This is a genomic window from Loktanella sp. Alg231-35 (assembly GCF_900143545.1).
GTDB lineage: Bacteria > Pseudomonadota > Alphaproteobacteria > Rhodobacterales > Rhodobacteraceae > Yoonia.
In genome coordinates, this window is record NZ_FREV01000001.1 from 62,299 (window position 1) to 76,202 (window position 13,904).

The following is a 13,904-nucleotide window of genomic DNA, read 5'->3' on the forward strand; positions in this document are numbered from 1 at the left end:
GGCTTAGAAATTAAAGCTGACACCCACATTCAGGGCATTGGTGACAACATCTGCTTCCAGCGTACCGCCGGATTCCAGATCAGCCGTGTTTGACGAAAAGGTGCCTTTGTATTCACCAAAGATCGACCATTGGTCATTGATCGGCATGGACGCACCGGCAATCCATGTCGCCGCAGGGCCGGTGATCTGGTAGCCGAACGTCTCTGATGCGCCGTTGGTCAACTCAACATGCGGCAAGGATAAGCCAACACCGCCACCAACATAGGGGCTGAGGTTGCCAACAACAGGAGCCCAGCGCCGGTAGGCATTGACGGTCAGGGTGTTCAAGCCGTCGGTCATTTCCAAAACATCATAGCCCGCCGGCAGCGAGTCGTCCGTCGGGTAGACTTTATTGTGGGCGAAATCCAATCCGTATCCGAACGTCGGGGTTTGCCACCGTGTGGCACGGATACCGTAATAGGGTGGCGCCTCGAACGACCGGCCTTCCCAATCAAGGGAAAAGTCATCATCGCCGATATCAGGATCACGAATCGAAATGTCCGATGATGGGGCAGACTGGATGCCGCCATAGAAGCTCAGCTGCACCTCTGCAGGTGCAGTTGCCGGAACAGCCAAAAGTGCCAAGCACAATGCAAGCGCGCGATTCATCAGAGTTGTCGTCCAGTTGGAGTGGTATCAAAGCAATTAGAGCAACCGGTGGTAGTCTGACAACACAACATTAAGCGAGGATGAAGCGAGACACCGTGATTGTAGCGGCGCTGTCACAGCTTACGCGTGGAACTGGAATTTTTCCGCCTACCATAGGCACTTATCGGCGGAAATTTGAACATCAGCGCGATCATCTCACTAACGCTTGGCGGCGAATCGGTCGCCAAATGTGCGCGGCAGATTTTTCCCCGCGGCAGCTGTTGAGTGTGGTTTGAGAACAATAAACTGACCTCGGGTGTTAAACTGCGCCAGATTGTCCGCTGGACGTTAATGGTTTTGGTGGATAAACAGCGGGAAATTTGGCCAAAAATGCGTTTTGGCCTAACTCTTTGAAGATGGCCCTAGGGCTTGTAACGGAATCGGAGATGTAACTCGTGTCACATGCAGATGATCATCAGGGTACACGCCGCGACTTTCTGTACTACGCGACCGCTGGTGCGGGCGTTGTAATGACAGGCGCCGCGGTTTGGCCGCTGGTTAACCAGATGAACCCGTCGGCGGATGTTTTGGCGCTTGCCTCGATCCGCGTTGATATCAGCGCGGTTGAGCCGGGCACACAAATCACTGTGCTTTGGCAGGGCAAGCCCGTCTTTATTCGGTCCCGCACCGAAGAAGAAATCGCAGAAGCCCGTGCAGTTGACGTTGCCGAGTTGCCTGATCGGGATGCCAACAACGCCAATCTGGGTGAGGTACCTGCAACCGACGAAAACCGTGCATTATCAGAAGATGGCACATGGCTGGTTCAGATGGGTGTCTGCACACACCTTGGCTGCGTGCCATTGGGCGACGCAGGCGACTTCCATGGCTGGTTCTGCCCGTGCCACGGTTCGCACTACGATACATCCGGTCGGATCCGCAAAGGCCCAGCGCCACGCAACCTGCCCGTCCCTGTCGCGTCCTTCGCGGACGAAACAACAATCCAACTGGGTTAAGGAGAGAAAGCCATGGGCGGAATTCCCCACGACCATTACGAACCAAAGACCGGCGGCGAAAAGTGGCTCCATAGCCGCCTACCCATTGTTGGTTTGCTCTATGACACACTGATGATCCCCACACCCAAGAACCTGAACTGGATGTGGATTTGGGGTATCGTTCTGGTTTTCACACTCGTGCTGCAGATTGTCACCGGTATCGTGCTGGTGATGCACTATGTTCCGCACGTCGATATGGCGTTCCAATCGGTTGAGCACATCATGCGCAACGTGAATGGCGGCCATATGATCCGCTATTTCCACATGAACGGTGCATCGCTGTTCTTTGTGGCAGTTTATGCGCACATCTTCCGCTCGCTCTACTACGGTTCGTATAAATCACCGCGTGAGGTGACATGGATCGTCGGGATGCTGATGTATGTTCTGATGATGGGCACAGCCTTTATGGGTTACGTATTGCCTTGGGGTCAGATGTCGTTTCACGGTACAGCCGTGATCACCGGCCTGTTTGGCGCGATCCCGTTCATCGGTGAATCTGTGCAGATCTGGCTGTTGGGTACGCCTAACGGTTCTATCGCACAGCCTGCACTGAACCGCTTCTTCTCGTTGCACTATCTGCTGCCATTCATCCTTCTGGGTCTGACAATTGTTCACGTCTGGGCCTTCCACACGACAGGCAACAACAACCCAACAGGAGTTGAAGTGCGTCGTGGGTCGAAAGAAGAAGCAGCCAAGGATACGCTGCCGTTCTGGCCGTATTTCGTGATCAAGGATCTGTTTGCGCTGGCAATCATTCTGGCCGTCTTTGTGGCTGTTGTGGGCTTCATGCCGAACTATCTGGGCCACCCCGATAACTACATTCCTGCGAACCCGCTGGTCACACCGTCGCACATTGTGCCGGAATGGTACTTCCTGCCGTTCTACGCGATCCTGCGTGCCTTTGACCAAGAGGTTTGGCTGGTGATTGCAGTCAACTGGCTGACCTTCGGCATCGTCGACGCCAAATTCTTTGGTGTTGTGGCAATGTTCGGCGCGATCGTTGTGATGGCACTGGCACCTTGGCTGGATACATCCTCGGTCCGCTCTGGCCGCTACCGTCCGATGTTCAAGTGGTGGTTCTGGCTCTTCGCCGTGAACTTCATACTGCTGATGTGGGTTGGTGCCCGCCCGGCAGAAGGGATCTATCCCTACATTGCCTTGATCGGTGCGACCTACTGGTTTGCTTACTTCCTCGTCATCCTGCCACTGCTGGGCGTGATCGAGAAACCAACCACTCCACCCGCAACGATCGAAGAAGACTTCAACGCGCACTACGCGCCGAAAAGCGATGGCGCTAAGCCAGCCGCCAACCCGGCCGAGTGAGAGAGGACCAAGACTGATGTTCCGTAAAATCACACTCACCGCCGCAACAGCGCTTGCCCTCATCGCAGGGCAGGCCATGGCCGCTGAAGTCGAGACAGAGATCACAGACTATGCGTTCCCGTTTGAGGGGCCGTTTGGCAGCTATGATCAGATGCAGCTTCAGCGCGGTCTGCAAGTCTACACCGAGATCTGTGCGGCCTGTCACGGTCTTGAACTGGTGGCGTTCCGCAACCTGCATGACGAAGGCGGCCCACACCTGCCCGAAGATCAGGTGCGCGCATATGCAGAGTTCTATGAGGTTTTCGATCAATCGCTGTTTGACGGCGAAGGGGATTTCCGTCCTGCAACACAGGCGGATCACTTCCCTGGTTCCAGCCTGTCCAACGCACCCGACCTTAGCCTGATGGCAAAAGCTCGCGCTGGCTTCCATGGGCCTTACGGCACTGGCATCAGTCAGTTCGTCAATGGCATGGGTGGTGCGGAATACATCGCGTCGTTGCTCGCCGGCTACCACGAAGAGCCCGAATGCGCGCTGGAAGGCGAGCCAATGGACGGCTTCTACAACGTAGCCTTCGGCGCTGGTGGTTTTCCAGAAAGCTGCATCGACGATCACGGTCACCACATGGTACCAGGCAGCTGGATTTCCATGTCGCAGCCGCTTTGGGGTGATGACGTTGTCTACGAAGACGGCTCCTCAACCGAGATTGAAGCGGTCGCCCAAGACGTGGCAGCATTCCTGATGTGGACAGCCGAACCAAAGCTGGTTGCGCGCAAGCAGGCCGGTCTGACGGGTGTATTGTTCCTGATAGTCCTGTCGGTCCTGCTGTACCTGACCAACAAGCGTATCTGGGCGCCACATAAGAACAAAGAATAAGATCAACTGATCTGACAACGACAAAGGCCCGCCAGTTTGGCGGGCCTTTTGCATTTCGTAAGGTGGATCTTGATCCACCTTACCCCAAATAAGCGGCCAGTGCGGGCGGCGGATCGTCCAACAAGACATCTGTCGCAACAGGCGCGCTCACCGCGCCGTCAGCAACCACCACCACCTGATCAGCAATGCGGCGCGCATCGACTGGATCATGGGTGACCATCACGACGGTTTTGCCAGCGGCGATCAGCTTGGCTTTGACCAAATCCAGCATGTCATCCTTCAAAGCAGGACCCAATGCCGCAAAGGGTTCATCCAGTAATACAAGCGACCGCCCTGCGACCAGAACACGACCCAGCGCAACCCGGCTTTGCTGCCCTCCTGAAAGAGCACCAGGCTTGCGATCAGCGAAACCTGACAGCCCGACAGACGCCAACGCCTCCGCAACGGTCGTTGATTGCTCTGACGACAGGCGCAAATCGGGCCGCAATCCCAACCCAATATTCTGCGCCGCCGACAAATGCGGAAATAGGTTATTGTCCTGAAACAGCATGCTGATCGGGCGCACTCCGGGCTGCACATCGGTCAGGTGCTGCCCATCCCACATCACACGACCCCCATCGGGTGTCAGAAACCCTGCAATTGCAGACAGCAAGGTGGACTTTCCTGCACCGGATGGCCCCATCAGTGCGGTAACCTGACCCGCTGCTATCTCAATATCCGCGGCCAGAGCAAAACCGCCCATACGCAAAGACAAGTTTTCAAACGTCAGCATCAGCGCGCCCTCCTCGATCACAAAGCCAAAACAGGGCAAAGCTGATCACCAGCAAAACCAACCCCGCACTTGCCGCCGTTTGCATCTGATAGGCCCCCATCAAGCGGTACATGGCAAGCGGCAAGGTTTCCTCACCCTGCCCCGCAAACAAGGCGATGACACCCAGATCACCCATCGACAGGGCAGCGGCCAACCCGGTGGCAAAGCCCAAAGGGCGGCGCGCGCGGGACAGAACGATCAACCGGATAAAGGTCCAGCCGCGCAAATCCAGCGATGCCGCCAAGCGCCCGTAATCGGCCAGAACCTGTGCTATCGCCGGTGCGACACTGCGCAAGGCAAAGGGCAGCGCGAGGGTGGCATTGGCAAGCATGGTCACCAGCAAAGCCACATCAGAGGGGCGCACGAAAGGAAACACAATCAAGAACGCACCGGTGCCAACGACCAGACCAGATGCCGCCAGCGGCAAGACACCGATCACAGAGATCAGCGCACCTCCCCGCAGGGCCAGCGCCAGGGCCATGCTCACACAAAGAACCGCTGAACCGGTTGCGACCACAACAGAGCGTCCAGCTGCTGCCCAAATGCTGTCAGGCAGATCAAACAATCCCGGAACGCCTCGGAATACGACCATTGCCAAGGGCAAAAGCAGGAACAGCGCCGCAAACAAGATCCAAAAAGCATCCACCGCAGGCCGGGCCGTATCCCACCGCTGCACCACACGGTCTAGTCCGGTGCCTACCTGATCACGTCCCGTCACACGCCACGCCAGAAACGCTGCACCCACGCACAGCCCAAACTGAATGCAGGCGAGCAACGCCGCCTTGCCGAGATCAAAGTCAAAGCGCAGCGCCTGATAGATTGCCAGTTCAACCGTCGTTGCGCGTGGGCCGCCGCCCATGGTCAAGGCAACCGCAAAACTTGTCAGGCAAATCAGAAAGATGACCAGAAAGCTGCTGGGCACGACAGCCCGCAACATTGGCCATTCCAGCAGGCGACCAACGGGGGCATTCAACGATGCGGCCAGACGAAACCGCTCGGCCGGGATGGCAAGCCAACCTTGCAGAAGAAAGCGGATCGCAAGCGGAAGATTGAAAAAGACATGGGCCAATACGACCCCATGCAGACCAAAAATCGAAATGGGCGGCAGGCCAATTCCCTGCAAAATCCCGTTTAGAACACCATCCCGTCCAAAGACCGCCAATAGCCCAAGAACGGCAACGATCACGGGTAACAAAAATGGAGCGCCCAGAAGGGTAATCAGCAACTGCCGCCCCGCAAACCGCCTGCGCGCCAAAGCTCGGGCTACGGGAATAGCAAGCGCAACGCTGATCGTCGCCGATAGCAAGGATTGCAGGATCGTAAAGTGGATCGCAGCCCAATCAGCCGGGGCCAATCCACTGCCCCATTCAGCACGCCAGGCAACTGCGCCCAGCGTGCCGAGGGTCAGCAAAAGCACCAGCGCCGCCGCAGCGGCACCGGGCCAGCGCGCTGTTATTGCGACAGGGCTGTGCGCCATTCTTCCAATGCCGCGTCGCGGGTGGCAGCGGCCTCTTCCGGCGACAGCAAAAGCGAGGTTTCCGGTGTCAGAAGTGTGTCAAACCCATCGGGCAAACCTGCCTCTGGTGTGGCCGCTGGATACATCCAGTTCGTTGTTGGAATGATGCTCTGGAACCCGTCGGACACCATAAAGGCCATGAATTGGTCGGCCAGTTCTGGCTGATCGGTGCCTGCCAGTTTGCCGGCGACCTCAACCTGCATGTAGTGGCCTTCGTCAAAGCCCCAAGCAACCTTGCTGTCGTCCTCTTCGGCGATCAGGTGATAGGCGGGCGATGTCGTGTAAGACAGCACTGCGTCAGCTTCACCCTCAAGGAACATGCCATAGGCCTCTGACCAGCCGGGGGTGACTGTGACGATGTTATCTGCCAAAGCGGCCCAAATCTCGGCTGCGTCATCGGGATGTGCAGCTTTGACCCACATCAACAGGCCCAGACCGGGGGTAGACGATCGTGGGTCTTGGATGACGATCTTGAGGTCACTGACCGCCAGATTGCGCAGGGACGTCGCCTGCTTTGCACCGGCGTTGCCAACAAAGGCAAAATAGCCCCAGTCGAAAGGCAGAAAATCCGCGTCAGCCCATGCAATCGGCAGGTCCAGTTCGGCGTCAACGCCATGTGGCGCGAAAAGACCAGTTTCACGCGCGGCGGCGGTCAGGTTGGTGTCCAACCCCAACACGACGTCAGCGTCAGTGCGTGGGCCTTCCAACTGCAAACGCGCCAGCAAGGCAGCACCGTCACCCGCGCCGACAAATTGCAGGTCGCAGGCACACTCTGCTTCAAAAGCAGTCTCTACCGCGGGGCCGGGGCCCCACTCGGTGACGAAGCTATCGTAGGTCATGACTTGCAGCACCGGGGTCTCGGCCAATGCGCCTGTGGCACAAAGGGCGAGTCCCGCGACAACTGGCAGATAGGTGGTTGGTTTCATCGTATCCTCCAAATGCGACGGGCGAACGGGGGATAGCGTGATTGCTAAACCTTCCCTCCGCCGGTCTTAACCGGTTCAGGTTCAACGGGTCCGCGCTGTGCGCATCTCAGCCAAGGATTGGCCCCCCGAGGTAGGGCCTAGCTATGCCGGATTGCATGACGGCGCAAGGGAAAGCACTTGAGCCTCATTGTCACCCCCGCTAGACCCAACCGGCAAAGGGGATTTCCATGTCGATCAACAGTTTCGGTCATCTGTTCCGGTTCACCACTTGGGGCGAAAGCCACGGGCCCGCTTTGGGTGCCACGGTTGACGGCTGCCCGCCCGGCGTAGCGCTAGAAGCTGCGATGATCCAGCAATGGATGGATAAACGCCGTCCGGGTCTGAACAAGAACACCACCCAGCGCAACGAACCAGACGCAGTGCAAATTCTGTCAGGCGTGTTTGAAGGCAAAACCACAGGCACGCCAATCCAGTTGATGATCAAGAACACTGATCAGCGGTCCAAGGACTATGGCGATATCGCCAACACCTTCCGCCCCGGCCATGCAGACATTACCTATCACCAGAAATACGGGCTGCGTGATTATCGTGGTGGCGGGCGGTCTTCGGCGCGGGAAACGGCAGCGCGCGTAGCGGCCGGAGGCGTGGCGCGCGAAGCAATCAAGGTGATTGCACCCAATGTGCAGATCAAAGGGTATATGACCCAGATGGGTGCCAAACAGATTGACCGCTCAAAAGTTGATTGGGCGCAGATCGATCAGAACGATTTCTTCTGCCCTGATGCAGAGGCCGCCGCAGAGTGGAACGACTATCTGGCATGGCTGCGCAAAGACGACCACAACTCTGTTGGGGCAATCATCGAAGTGGTGGCGCGTGGTGTTCCAGCAGGTATCGGCGCGCCCGTTTACGCCAAGTTAGACACTGATCTGGCTGCTGCGATGATGTCGATCAATGCCGTGAAGGGTGTTGAGATCGGCGAAGGCATGGCTGCCGCCGCACTCACCGGTCGCGACAATGCCGATGAGATATTCATGGGCCAAGGCGGACCAGAGTATTCATCGAACCATGCCGGAGGCATCCTTGGCGGGATCAGCACCGGGCAGGACCTGGTCGTGCGATTTGCGGTGAAACCAACGTCGTCCATCCTATCCCCGCGCAAATCGATCCGCATGGATGGGTCAGAAACCGAAGTGATCACCAAGGGTCGTCACGATCCTTGTGTCGGCATTCGGGCTGTTCCGGTAGGCGAGGCCATGATGGCCTGTGTCATTCTTGATCATCTGCTGCTGGACCGAGGACAAACTGGCGGGGTACGCGGTCCTATCGGGTAAGGTGGATCTTGATCCACCCTACTGTTTGGAAAGCTGCACCGCCAAAATCCCACCTGCGATAATCGCCACACCGATCACATCTAAAACGCCAATCGCCTCGCCCAACAGTGCCGCCGCAATAACCACCCCCAGAAACGGGTTGAGGAAATGGAAGGTTGATGCCTTCACCGCGCCGATCCGGCCTACCAGCAGGAACCAGACAAGCGTTGCGGCCAAACCGGATACCAATGTGGTGTAGACAAAGGCGACAACCAACTGCCAGCTCCACGTGACATCCCACACCTCAAGCGTCAGTGCTGGCACCCAAAGGATCACGCTACCCACCAGCATCTGCAGGCCCACGATCATCAGGACATTGCCGCCGGATGACGCGCCCAGCACGGCCAAGGTTGCAACCGTCAGCGAAACAACCCCGATCACACACAGGATGAGGCCATAGACATCGACACCACCCTGTAGCCGCGCGCCCATGATCAACACCACGCCACTCACACCAGCAATGAGCCCCACAATGCCCAGCGGCCTGACCCGATTGCCAAAGATCAGCCATCCCGCAAGGGCCACGAGCAACGGCATGGTTGAGGCTATAATCGCAGCCAATGACGCCGGGATCGTTTGCATCGCCACAAAATTCAGACCCAAATAAAGGGCGTTCTGACAGATACCAAAGATAACGACACCAAGCCATTGCTGGCGGCTGAGCCGTGCCGACTGGCCCAGCGCCCACGCGATAAGAACACCCAGTAAACCCGAGATAAGAAAGCGCAACGCCAAGGCGGACAATGGCGGCGCGTACTCGACAATGATGCGGGCAGAGGTGAATGCCGACGACCACATCAGCGCGAACGCCAGTCCCATAAGGATTGCTTTGATGTCCATACGATCCAACTATCGAAGAAGTTCAAAATGGGAAATGCCCATCGCACCGGGCAAAGAAAAAGGGCCGCCCGATCCGGACGGCCCTTTCTATTTCTGCATCAAGCCCTTGGGCCGGATGACTTAGCCATTCACGCTGTCTTTCAACGCTTTGGCGATTGTCATTTTGACAACCTTGTCTGCGTCTTTCTTGATCTGCTCACCCGTGGCAGGGTTGCGAACCATACGCTCTGGGCGCTCACGGCAGTAGATTTTGCCAACGCCAGGAAGTGTCACGGCGCCGCCGCCTGAAACTTCTTTGGTGATGATGCCTGTTACAGCGTCAAGTGCAGCGCCCGCTGCCTTCTTGTCCATGCCTGTTTCATCGGCCAGTGCAGTTACAAGCTGCGCCTTTGTCAGTGGTTTTGTTGCCATTTTACTGTTCTCCTCATTTGCCCCAGCAGTAGGGCCTATTACGCGCACATTAAACGTTATCTTGTGTCACACCACAACGATTAGTGTAGCAAATGAAAGGAAAAACACGTTTTTTTGCCGGTTTTTGTGGCCTCAGAGGAAGGCAGTCTCTTCAAAACTGCGCAATTTCCGGCTGTGGATCCGTTCCAGCGGCATTTCACGCAAGCGTTCCATCGCCCGAATACCGATCATCAGATGGGCCGCGACCTGTGTTTTATAGAAATTCGACGCCATGCCGGGCAGTTTCAACTCTCCATGCAGTGGTTTGTCGCTCACACATAGCAATGTGCCATAGGGCACGCGGAAGCGAAAACCATTAGCCGCGATGGTCGCACTTTCCATATCCAGCGCAATCGCACGTGATTGCGACAGCCGCTGCACAGGCCCCGCCTGTTCACGCAGTTCCCAGTTGCGGTTGTCGATGGTGGCAACTGTGCCTGTTCGCATGATCCGTTTCAGCTCATAGCCTTCCAATTCCGTCACATCAGCAACGGCGGTTTCCAGCGCGATCTGAATTTCTGCCAGCGCCGGGATTGGCACCCAAACTGGCAGGTCGTCATCCAGCACGTGATCTTCACGCAGATAAGCGTGTGCCAACACGAAATCACCCAAGCGCTGCGAGTTCCGCAGTCCCGCGCAATGCCCCACCATCAGCCATGCATGTGGACGCAAGACCGCGATATGATCCGTCGCTGTTTTGGCATTCGACGGGCCAACGCCGATGTTCACCAGAGTGATGCCGCTGCCATTGGCGCGTTTCAGGTGATACGTCGGCATCTGCGGCAGCTTGCCGGGCACGGGGATCGGCGCATCGGATTCTGTGATCTCGACATTCCCGGTACTGACAAAGCTGGAATAGCCGCTTTCCGGGTCAGCAAGCATATGGCGCGCGTATGCTTCAAACTCTTCCACGTAAAACTGGTAGTTGGTGAACAACACATGGTTCTGAAAATGCTCTGCCGCCGTCGCCGTATAATGCGCCAGCCGGGCAAGCGAATAGTCGACGCGTTGGGCGGTAAACGGCGCCAAAGGCCGTGCGCCATCGGGGTAGGTAAACGCCTCACCATTGACGATGTTGTCATGCGTCGTGCTCAGATCCGGCACGTCGAAATTGTCCCGCAGGTTAAACTCCATCGAGCCGTCTTGCGGCACGGTCAATCCGGGATCATTCGCCGCGGCGAAATGCACTGGCATCACGGTGCTGGACGCACCGATCACGACAGGTACCCCGTGGCTTTTGATCAAAAGGGCGATCTGCTGCTCCAGATAGGCGGCAAAAAGATCAGGGCGTGTCACAGTCGTTGCATAGATGCCCGGCTCGGCCACATGCCCAAAAGACAGGCGCGTATCGGTCTTGGCATAGGTTGTCGTTGTTAGCCGAATTTCGGGATAGAACGCGCGGACCCGAGCAGCGGGTTGCCCTTCGCTCAGGGCCTTGGCGAAATTCTCTGACAGGAATTTGACGGCGGTTTGGTAAAGCTCGTGCAACCGTTCAACCGCCAGTTTGGCGTCGGTAAAGCTTTCTGGTTTGGGGATATCAGGCGTCCGGATTGACACCTCTTTGGCCATATTCATGCGCTTTCCTCGAATACTTCGGTGATTTCAAACTTATCGACATCCACCAGACCCAGATCAGAGATCCGCAACGATGGGATGACAACAAGTGCGAGCAGCGAATGCTGCATATAGGCATTGTTCAATGTGCAGCCACAGGCGGCCATCGCGGCGACCATTTGGTCGGCGTTCGCCGCGACATCAGCGGCGGGGCTGTCGGACATCAGGCCAGCGATGGGCAGTTCCACCAGTGCCAGTTCAGCCCCGTCTTTCCAGACGGTCACACCACCGCCAACTTCGCCCAAACGATTGGCCGCTGCGGCCATCATCGCCCGGTCCGTTCCCACCACAATCATATGGTGACTGTCATGTGCAACGGTCGAGGCCATCGCCATTTTTCCGGTGTAGCCGAAGCCCGACACAAAGCCATTCACGACCTTGCCAGTCCCTTGGTGCCGTTCAACGAGGGCAATCTGATAGGTGTCACCTTCACCTTCGACCAGCCCGTCAACAACCGGCAGCTCAGCTGTCAAAGCCTCGGTCGGCGCTTGGTTTTCCACCACGCCGATCACCTTAGCCTTGACCTTGTTCTTGCCGTCAGGCGCGCTGACCGCAAAATCCGCATCATCCAGCACCTTGCCCATATGCACGGTCCTCCGTGCATCGGCGGGCCAATCATAATGTGGGCAATCGACCGTGATCTTACCATCCCGAGCAACGGTTTGTCCGCGCGCGATCACCTCTTCAATCGGCAGGGTTGTCAGGTCCGACGTTAGGATCATATCCGCCCGGCGTCCCGGCGCAATCGACCCAATCTCGCGCTCTAACCCGAAATGCGTCGCTGTGTTGATCGTCGCCATTTGCAAAGCAATCACCGGGTCACACCCGCAGGCAATCGCATGGCGCACGACCCGGTTCATATGCCCATCGTTGACCAATGTGCCCGCCATGCAATCGTCCGTGCAAAGGATAAAGTTGCGTGGGTCCAGCCCCTTTTGGGTTACCGCCGTAATCTGGCTTTCCACATCATACCAAGCCGACCCAAGGCGCATCATCGACCGCATCCCGTTGCGCACCCGCGCAATCGCATCAGCCTCTGCCGTGCCTTCATGATCATCAGCCGCACCACCCGCAACATAGGCCGAAAACGCAGTGCCCTTATCAGGTGAGGCATAGTGCCCGCCTACCGTTTTGCCCGCATTCATCGTCGCCGCCATCTCGGCCAGCATCTGTGGGTCGCCATTGATGACACCGGGAAAGTTCATCATCTCGCCCAAGCCAATGATACCGGGCCACGCCATTGCCTCGGCCACATCTTCGGCAGAAATTTCAAAACCTGTCGTCTCCAACCCCGGTGCGGAGGGCGCGCAGGACGGCATTTGGGTGTAGATATTGACGGGCTGCATCAGCGCCTCATCATGCATCATGCGCACGCCGGCCAGACCGAGCACATTGGCGATCTCATGCGGATCAGTGAACATGGTTGTTGTGCCATGTGGGATCACAGCGGCGGCAAATTCGGCAGGCGTTAGCATCCCGCTTTCGATATGCATATGGCCGTCACATAGACCGGGGATCAGATAGCGGCCCGCTGCCTCAATCACCCGCGTGTCATCGCCAATGCAGTGCGAAGCATCCGGTCCAACATAGGCAAAGCGCCCCTCGGCGACCGCCACCTGCCAGCCATCCAAAACCTCGCGGGTTTGCACATTCACCAGCTTGCCGCCACGAACGACAAGATCAGCCGCTTCCCGCCCCGCAGCCACAGCGACCAGTCGGGGGGCCACTTGTGCCCATGATTTGATGTAATGTTCCATCCCCAATGGTTTCACCGTTTGGAGAGAGGTTCAAGAGGTCAGATGTTGTGAATTTGCAGCGGCTTCTCATCCGGGTTCGTACGCATGATGCCCCCCATCGCCAAACTGATCCTGCAAACGTAAAGGGCCGCCAGGTTTCCCCGGACGGCCCCAAAAATCAAATGATAGTTGCAGCTTACTCTGCTGCGAATGTCGCGAGGTAGGCATAAAGATCATAAGCCTGATCTTCCTGACGAACCTGATAGGCCATCTTGCCGCGCGCGCGCCGGTCATCCAGCGTTTCACGCAGCCAACCTGTTGGGTCCTGCACATAGCCAACGAAAGATTCTTCCGTCCAAACCGCGCCTGTCTCACCCAGTTCGACGATTGCGTCGCCGTAACGGAACCCTTCGGCGGATCCCAACTGGCTTCCTGCAAGGTCAAACAGGTTCGGACCAGTGCGGGCATTGCGACCGGCAAGCACTTCACCAGAGGCGTCGGCGACAACGTGGCATGCGACGCACTGGCGGTTGAATTGCTCAGCGCCAGCAGCGGCATCGCCTTGGGTCGCGGCATGGCCGTCGGCAAAGGCGGGTGCAGAAAGAACAGCAAGGGCTGCTGCGATATTAAACTTCTTCATGATCGTATTCCTCTTCGATCCAGTTGTCGTGACCGTTCGCCCCAGTCGAAGGGCAATGTATTACAACGCGCCGGGTGGTCCACCCCCAGGGGCAAAAGATTGCGTGATTGGTGTGTGGCCACCGC

General features: G+C 57.4%; 13 protein-coding genes and 1 riboswitch. Of the genes, 4 read left to right on the forward strand and 9 right to left on the reverse strand.

The features are described 5' to 3' along the window. Positions 1 to 3 precede the first annotated feature (3 nt). Entirely contained in the window at positions 4 to 648 is a 645-nt protein-coding gene (locus tag DHN10_RS00320) for an outer membrane protein (protein ID WP_108813272.1), read from the reverse strand. Positions 649 to 1,082: 434 nt separating this feature from the next. Here DHN10_RS00320 and petA point away from each other — a divergent pair, with 434 nt between their 5' ends. Genes petA through DHN10_RS00335 form a run of 3 tightly spaced genes read left to right on the forward strand, consistent with a single transcriptional unit; the run spans position 1,083 to position 3,876 of the window. Beyond that, positions 1,083 to 1,640 (forward strand): ubiquinol-cytochrome c reductase iron-sulfur subunit, encoded by a 558-nt coding sequence (gene petA / locus DHN10_RS00325; RefSeq protein ID WP_108813273.1) that lies wholly within the window; start codon positions 1,083 to 1,085, stop codon positions 1,638 to 1,640. A 12-nt stretch (positions 1,641 to 1,652) separates the two neighbouring features. Next, entirely contained in the window at positions 1,653 to 3,002 is a 1,350-nt protein-coding gene (locus DHN10_RS00330) for a cytochrome b (protein WP_108813274.1), read from the forward strand. Between the two features lie 16 nt (positions 3,003 to 3,018). Next, a complete protein-coding gene (locus tag DHN10_RS00335) occupies positions 3,019 to 3,876 on the forward strand; it encodes a cytochrome c1 (protein WP_108813275.1) in 858 nt (285 codons plus the stop codon). Positions 3,877 to 3,955: 79 nt separating this feature from the next. On the opposite strand, the gene DHN10_RS00340 is transcribed toward DHN10_RS00335, so the two are convergent. The 3 genes from DHN10_RS00340 to thiB are packed head-to-tail and all read right to left on the reverse strand — an operon-like array spanning position 3,956 to position 7,129. After that, on the reverse strand, positions 3,956 to 4,648 hold the full coding sequence (locus tag DHN10_RS00340) for a thiamine ABC transporter ATP-binding protein (protein ID WP_108813867.1): 693 nt from the start codon (positions 4,646 to 4,648) through the stop codon (positions 3,956 to 3,958). Further along, the gene (locus DHN10_RS00345) at positions 4,635 to 6,164 is read right to left on the reverse strand and encodes a thiamine/thiamine pyrophosphate ABC transporter permease ThiP (protein ID WP_108813276.1); all 1,530 of its coding nucleotides are present in this window, start codon (positions 6,162 to 6,164) and stop codon (positions 4,635 to 4,637) included. Before DHN10_RS00345 ends, DHN10_RS00340 begins: the two co-directional genes overlap by 14 nt. Next, on the reverse strand, positions 6,140 to 7,129 hold the full coding sequence (thiB, locus tag DHN10_RS00350; RefSeq protein ID WP_108813866.1) for a thiamine ABC transporter substrate binding subunit: 990 nt from the start codon (positions 7,127 to 7,129) through the stop codon (positions 6,140 to 6,142). The genes DHN10_RS00345 and thiB overlap by 25 nt, the downstream gene beginning before the upstream one ends. A gap of 35 nt (positions 7,130 to 7,164) precedes the next feature. Then, positions 7,165 to 7,267, reverse strand: a riboswitch (TPP riboswitch). 89 nt (positions 7,268 to 7,356) lie between these two features. Here thiB and aroC point away from each other — a divergent pair. Further along, the gene (gene aroC, locus DHN10_RS00355) at positions 7,357 to 8,460 is read left to right on the forward strand and encodes a chorismate synthase (protein ID WP_108813277.1); all 1,104 of its coding nucleotides are present in this window, start codon (positions 7,357 to 7,359) and stop codon (positions 8,458 to 8,460) included. Positions 8,461 to 8,478: 18 nt separating this feature from the next. On the opposite strand, the gene DHN10_RS00360 is transcribed toward aroC, so the two are convergent. From DHN10_RS00360 to DHN10_RS00380, 5 genes are all read right to left on the reverse strand, one after another. Beyond that, positions 8,479 to 9,339 carry a DMT family transporter gene (locus DHN10_RS00360; protein ID WP_108813278.1) on the reverse strand — a complete coding sequence of 287 codons (861 nt, stop codon included), beginning with the start codon at positions 9,337 to 9,339 and terminating at the stop codon, positions 8,479 to 8,481. A gap of 120 nt (positions 9,340 to 9,459) precedes the next feature. Beyond that, positions 9,460 to 9,750, reverse strand: coding sequence for an HU family DNA-binding protein (locus DHN10_RS00365; protein ID WP_108813279.1), 291 nt, complete (start codon positions 9,748 to 9,750; stop codon positions 9,460 to 9,462). Positions 9,751 to 9,882: 132 nt separating this feature from the next. Further along, positions 9,883 to 11,364 (reverse strand): AMP nucleosidase, encoded by a 1,482-nt coding sequence (locus DHN10_RS00370; RefSeq protein WP_108813280.1) that lies wholly within the window; start codon positions 11,362 to 11,364, stop codon positions 9,883 to 9,885. Further along, a complete protein-coding gene (ade, locus tag DHN10_RS00375) occupies positions 11,361 to 13,160 on the reverse strand; it encodes an adenine deaminase (protein ID WP_108813281.1) in 1,800 nt (599 codons plus the stop codon). The genes DHN10_RS00370 and ade overlap by 4 nt, the downstream gene beginning before the upstream one ends. 175 nt (positions 13,161 to 13,335) lie before the next feature. Next, positions 13,336 to 13,779, reverse strand: coding sequence for a c-type cytochrome (locus DHN10_RS00380; RefSeq protein ID WP_108813282.1), 444 nt, complete (start codon positions 13,777 to 13,779; stop codon positions 13,336 to 13,338). Between the last annotated feature and the right edge of the window lie 125 nt (positions 13,780 to 13,904).

Excerpts from the sequence above, each read along its gene's own strand:
- DHN10_RS00320 (WP_108813272.1), bottom strand. The coding sequence starts at position 648 with ATGAATCGCGCGCTTGCATTGTGCTTGGCACTTTTGGCTGTTCCGGCA.
- DHN10_RS00330 (WP_108813274.1), top strand. The coding sequence starts at position 1,653 with ATGGGCGGAATTCCCCACGACCATTACGAACCAAAGACCGGCGGCGAA.
- DHN10_RS00335 (WP_108813275.1), top strand. The coding sequence starts at position 3,019 with ATGTTCCGTAAAATCACACTCACCGCCGCAACAGCGCTTGCCCTCATC.
- DHN10_RS00340 (WP_108813867.1), bottom strand. The coding sequence starts at position 4,648 with ATGCTGACGTTTGAAAACTTGTCTTTGCGTATGGGCGGTTTTGCTCTG.
- DHN10_RS00345 (WP_108813276.1), bottom strand. The coding sequence starts at position 6,164 with ATGGCGCACAGCCCTGTCGCAATAACAGCGCGCTGGCCCGGTGCCGCT.
- thiB (WP_108813866.1), bottom strand. The coding sequence starts at position 7,129 with ATGAAACCAACCACCTATCTGCCAGTTGTCGCGGGACTCGCCCTTTGT.
- aroC (WP_108813277.1), top strand. The coding sequence starts at position 7,357 with ATGTCGATCAACAGTTTCGGTCATCTGTTCCGGTTCACCACTTGGGGC.
- DHN10_RS00360 (WP_108813278.1), bottom strand. The coding sequence starts at position 9,339 with ATGGACATCAAAGCAATCCTTATGGGACTGGCGTTCGCGCTGATGTGG.
- DHN10_RS00365 (WP_108813279.1), bottom strand. The coding sequence starts at position 9,750 with ATGGCAACAAAACCACTGACAAAGGCGCAGCTTGTAACTGCACTGGCC.
- DHN10_RS00370 (WP_108813280.1), bottom strand. The coding sequence starts at position 11,364 with ATGAATATGGCCAAAGAGGTGTCAATCCGGACGCCTGATATCCCCAAA.
- ade (WP_108813281.1), bottom strand. The coding sequence starts at position 13,160 with ATGGAACATTACATCAAATCATGGGCACAAGTGGCCCCCCGACTGGTC.
- DHN10_RS00380 (WP_108813282.1), bottom strand. The coding sequence starts at position 13,779 with ATGAAGAAGTTTAATATCGCAGCAGCCCTTGCTGTTCTTTCTGCACCC.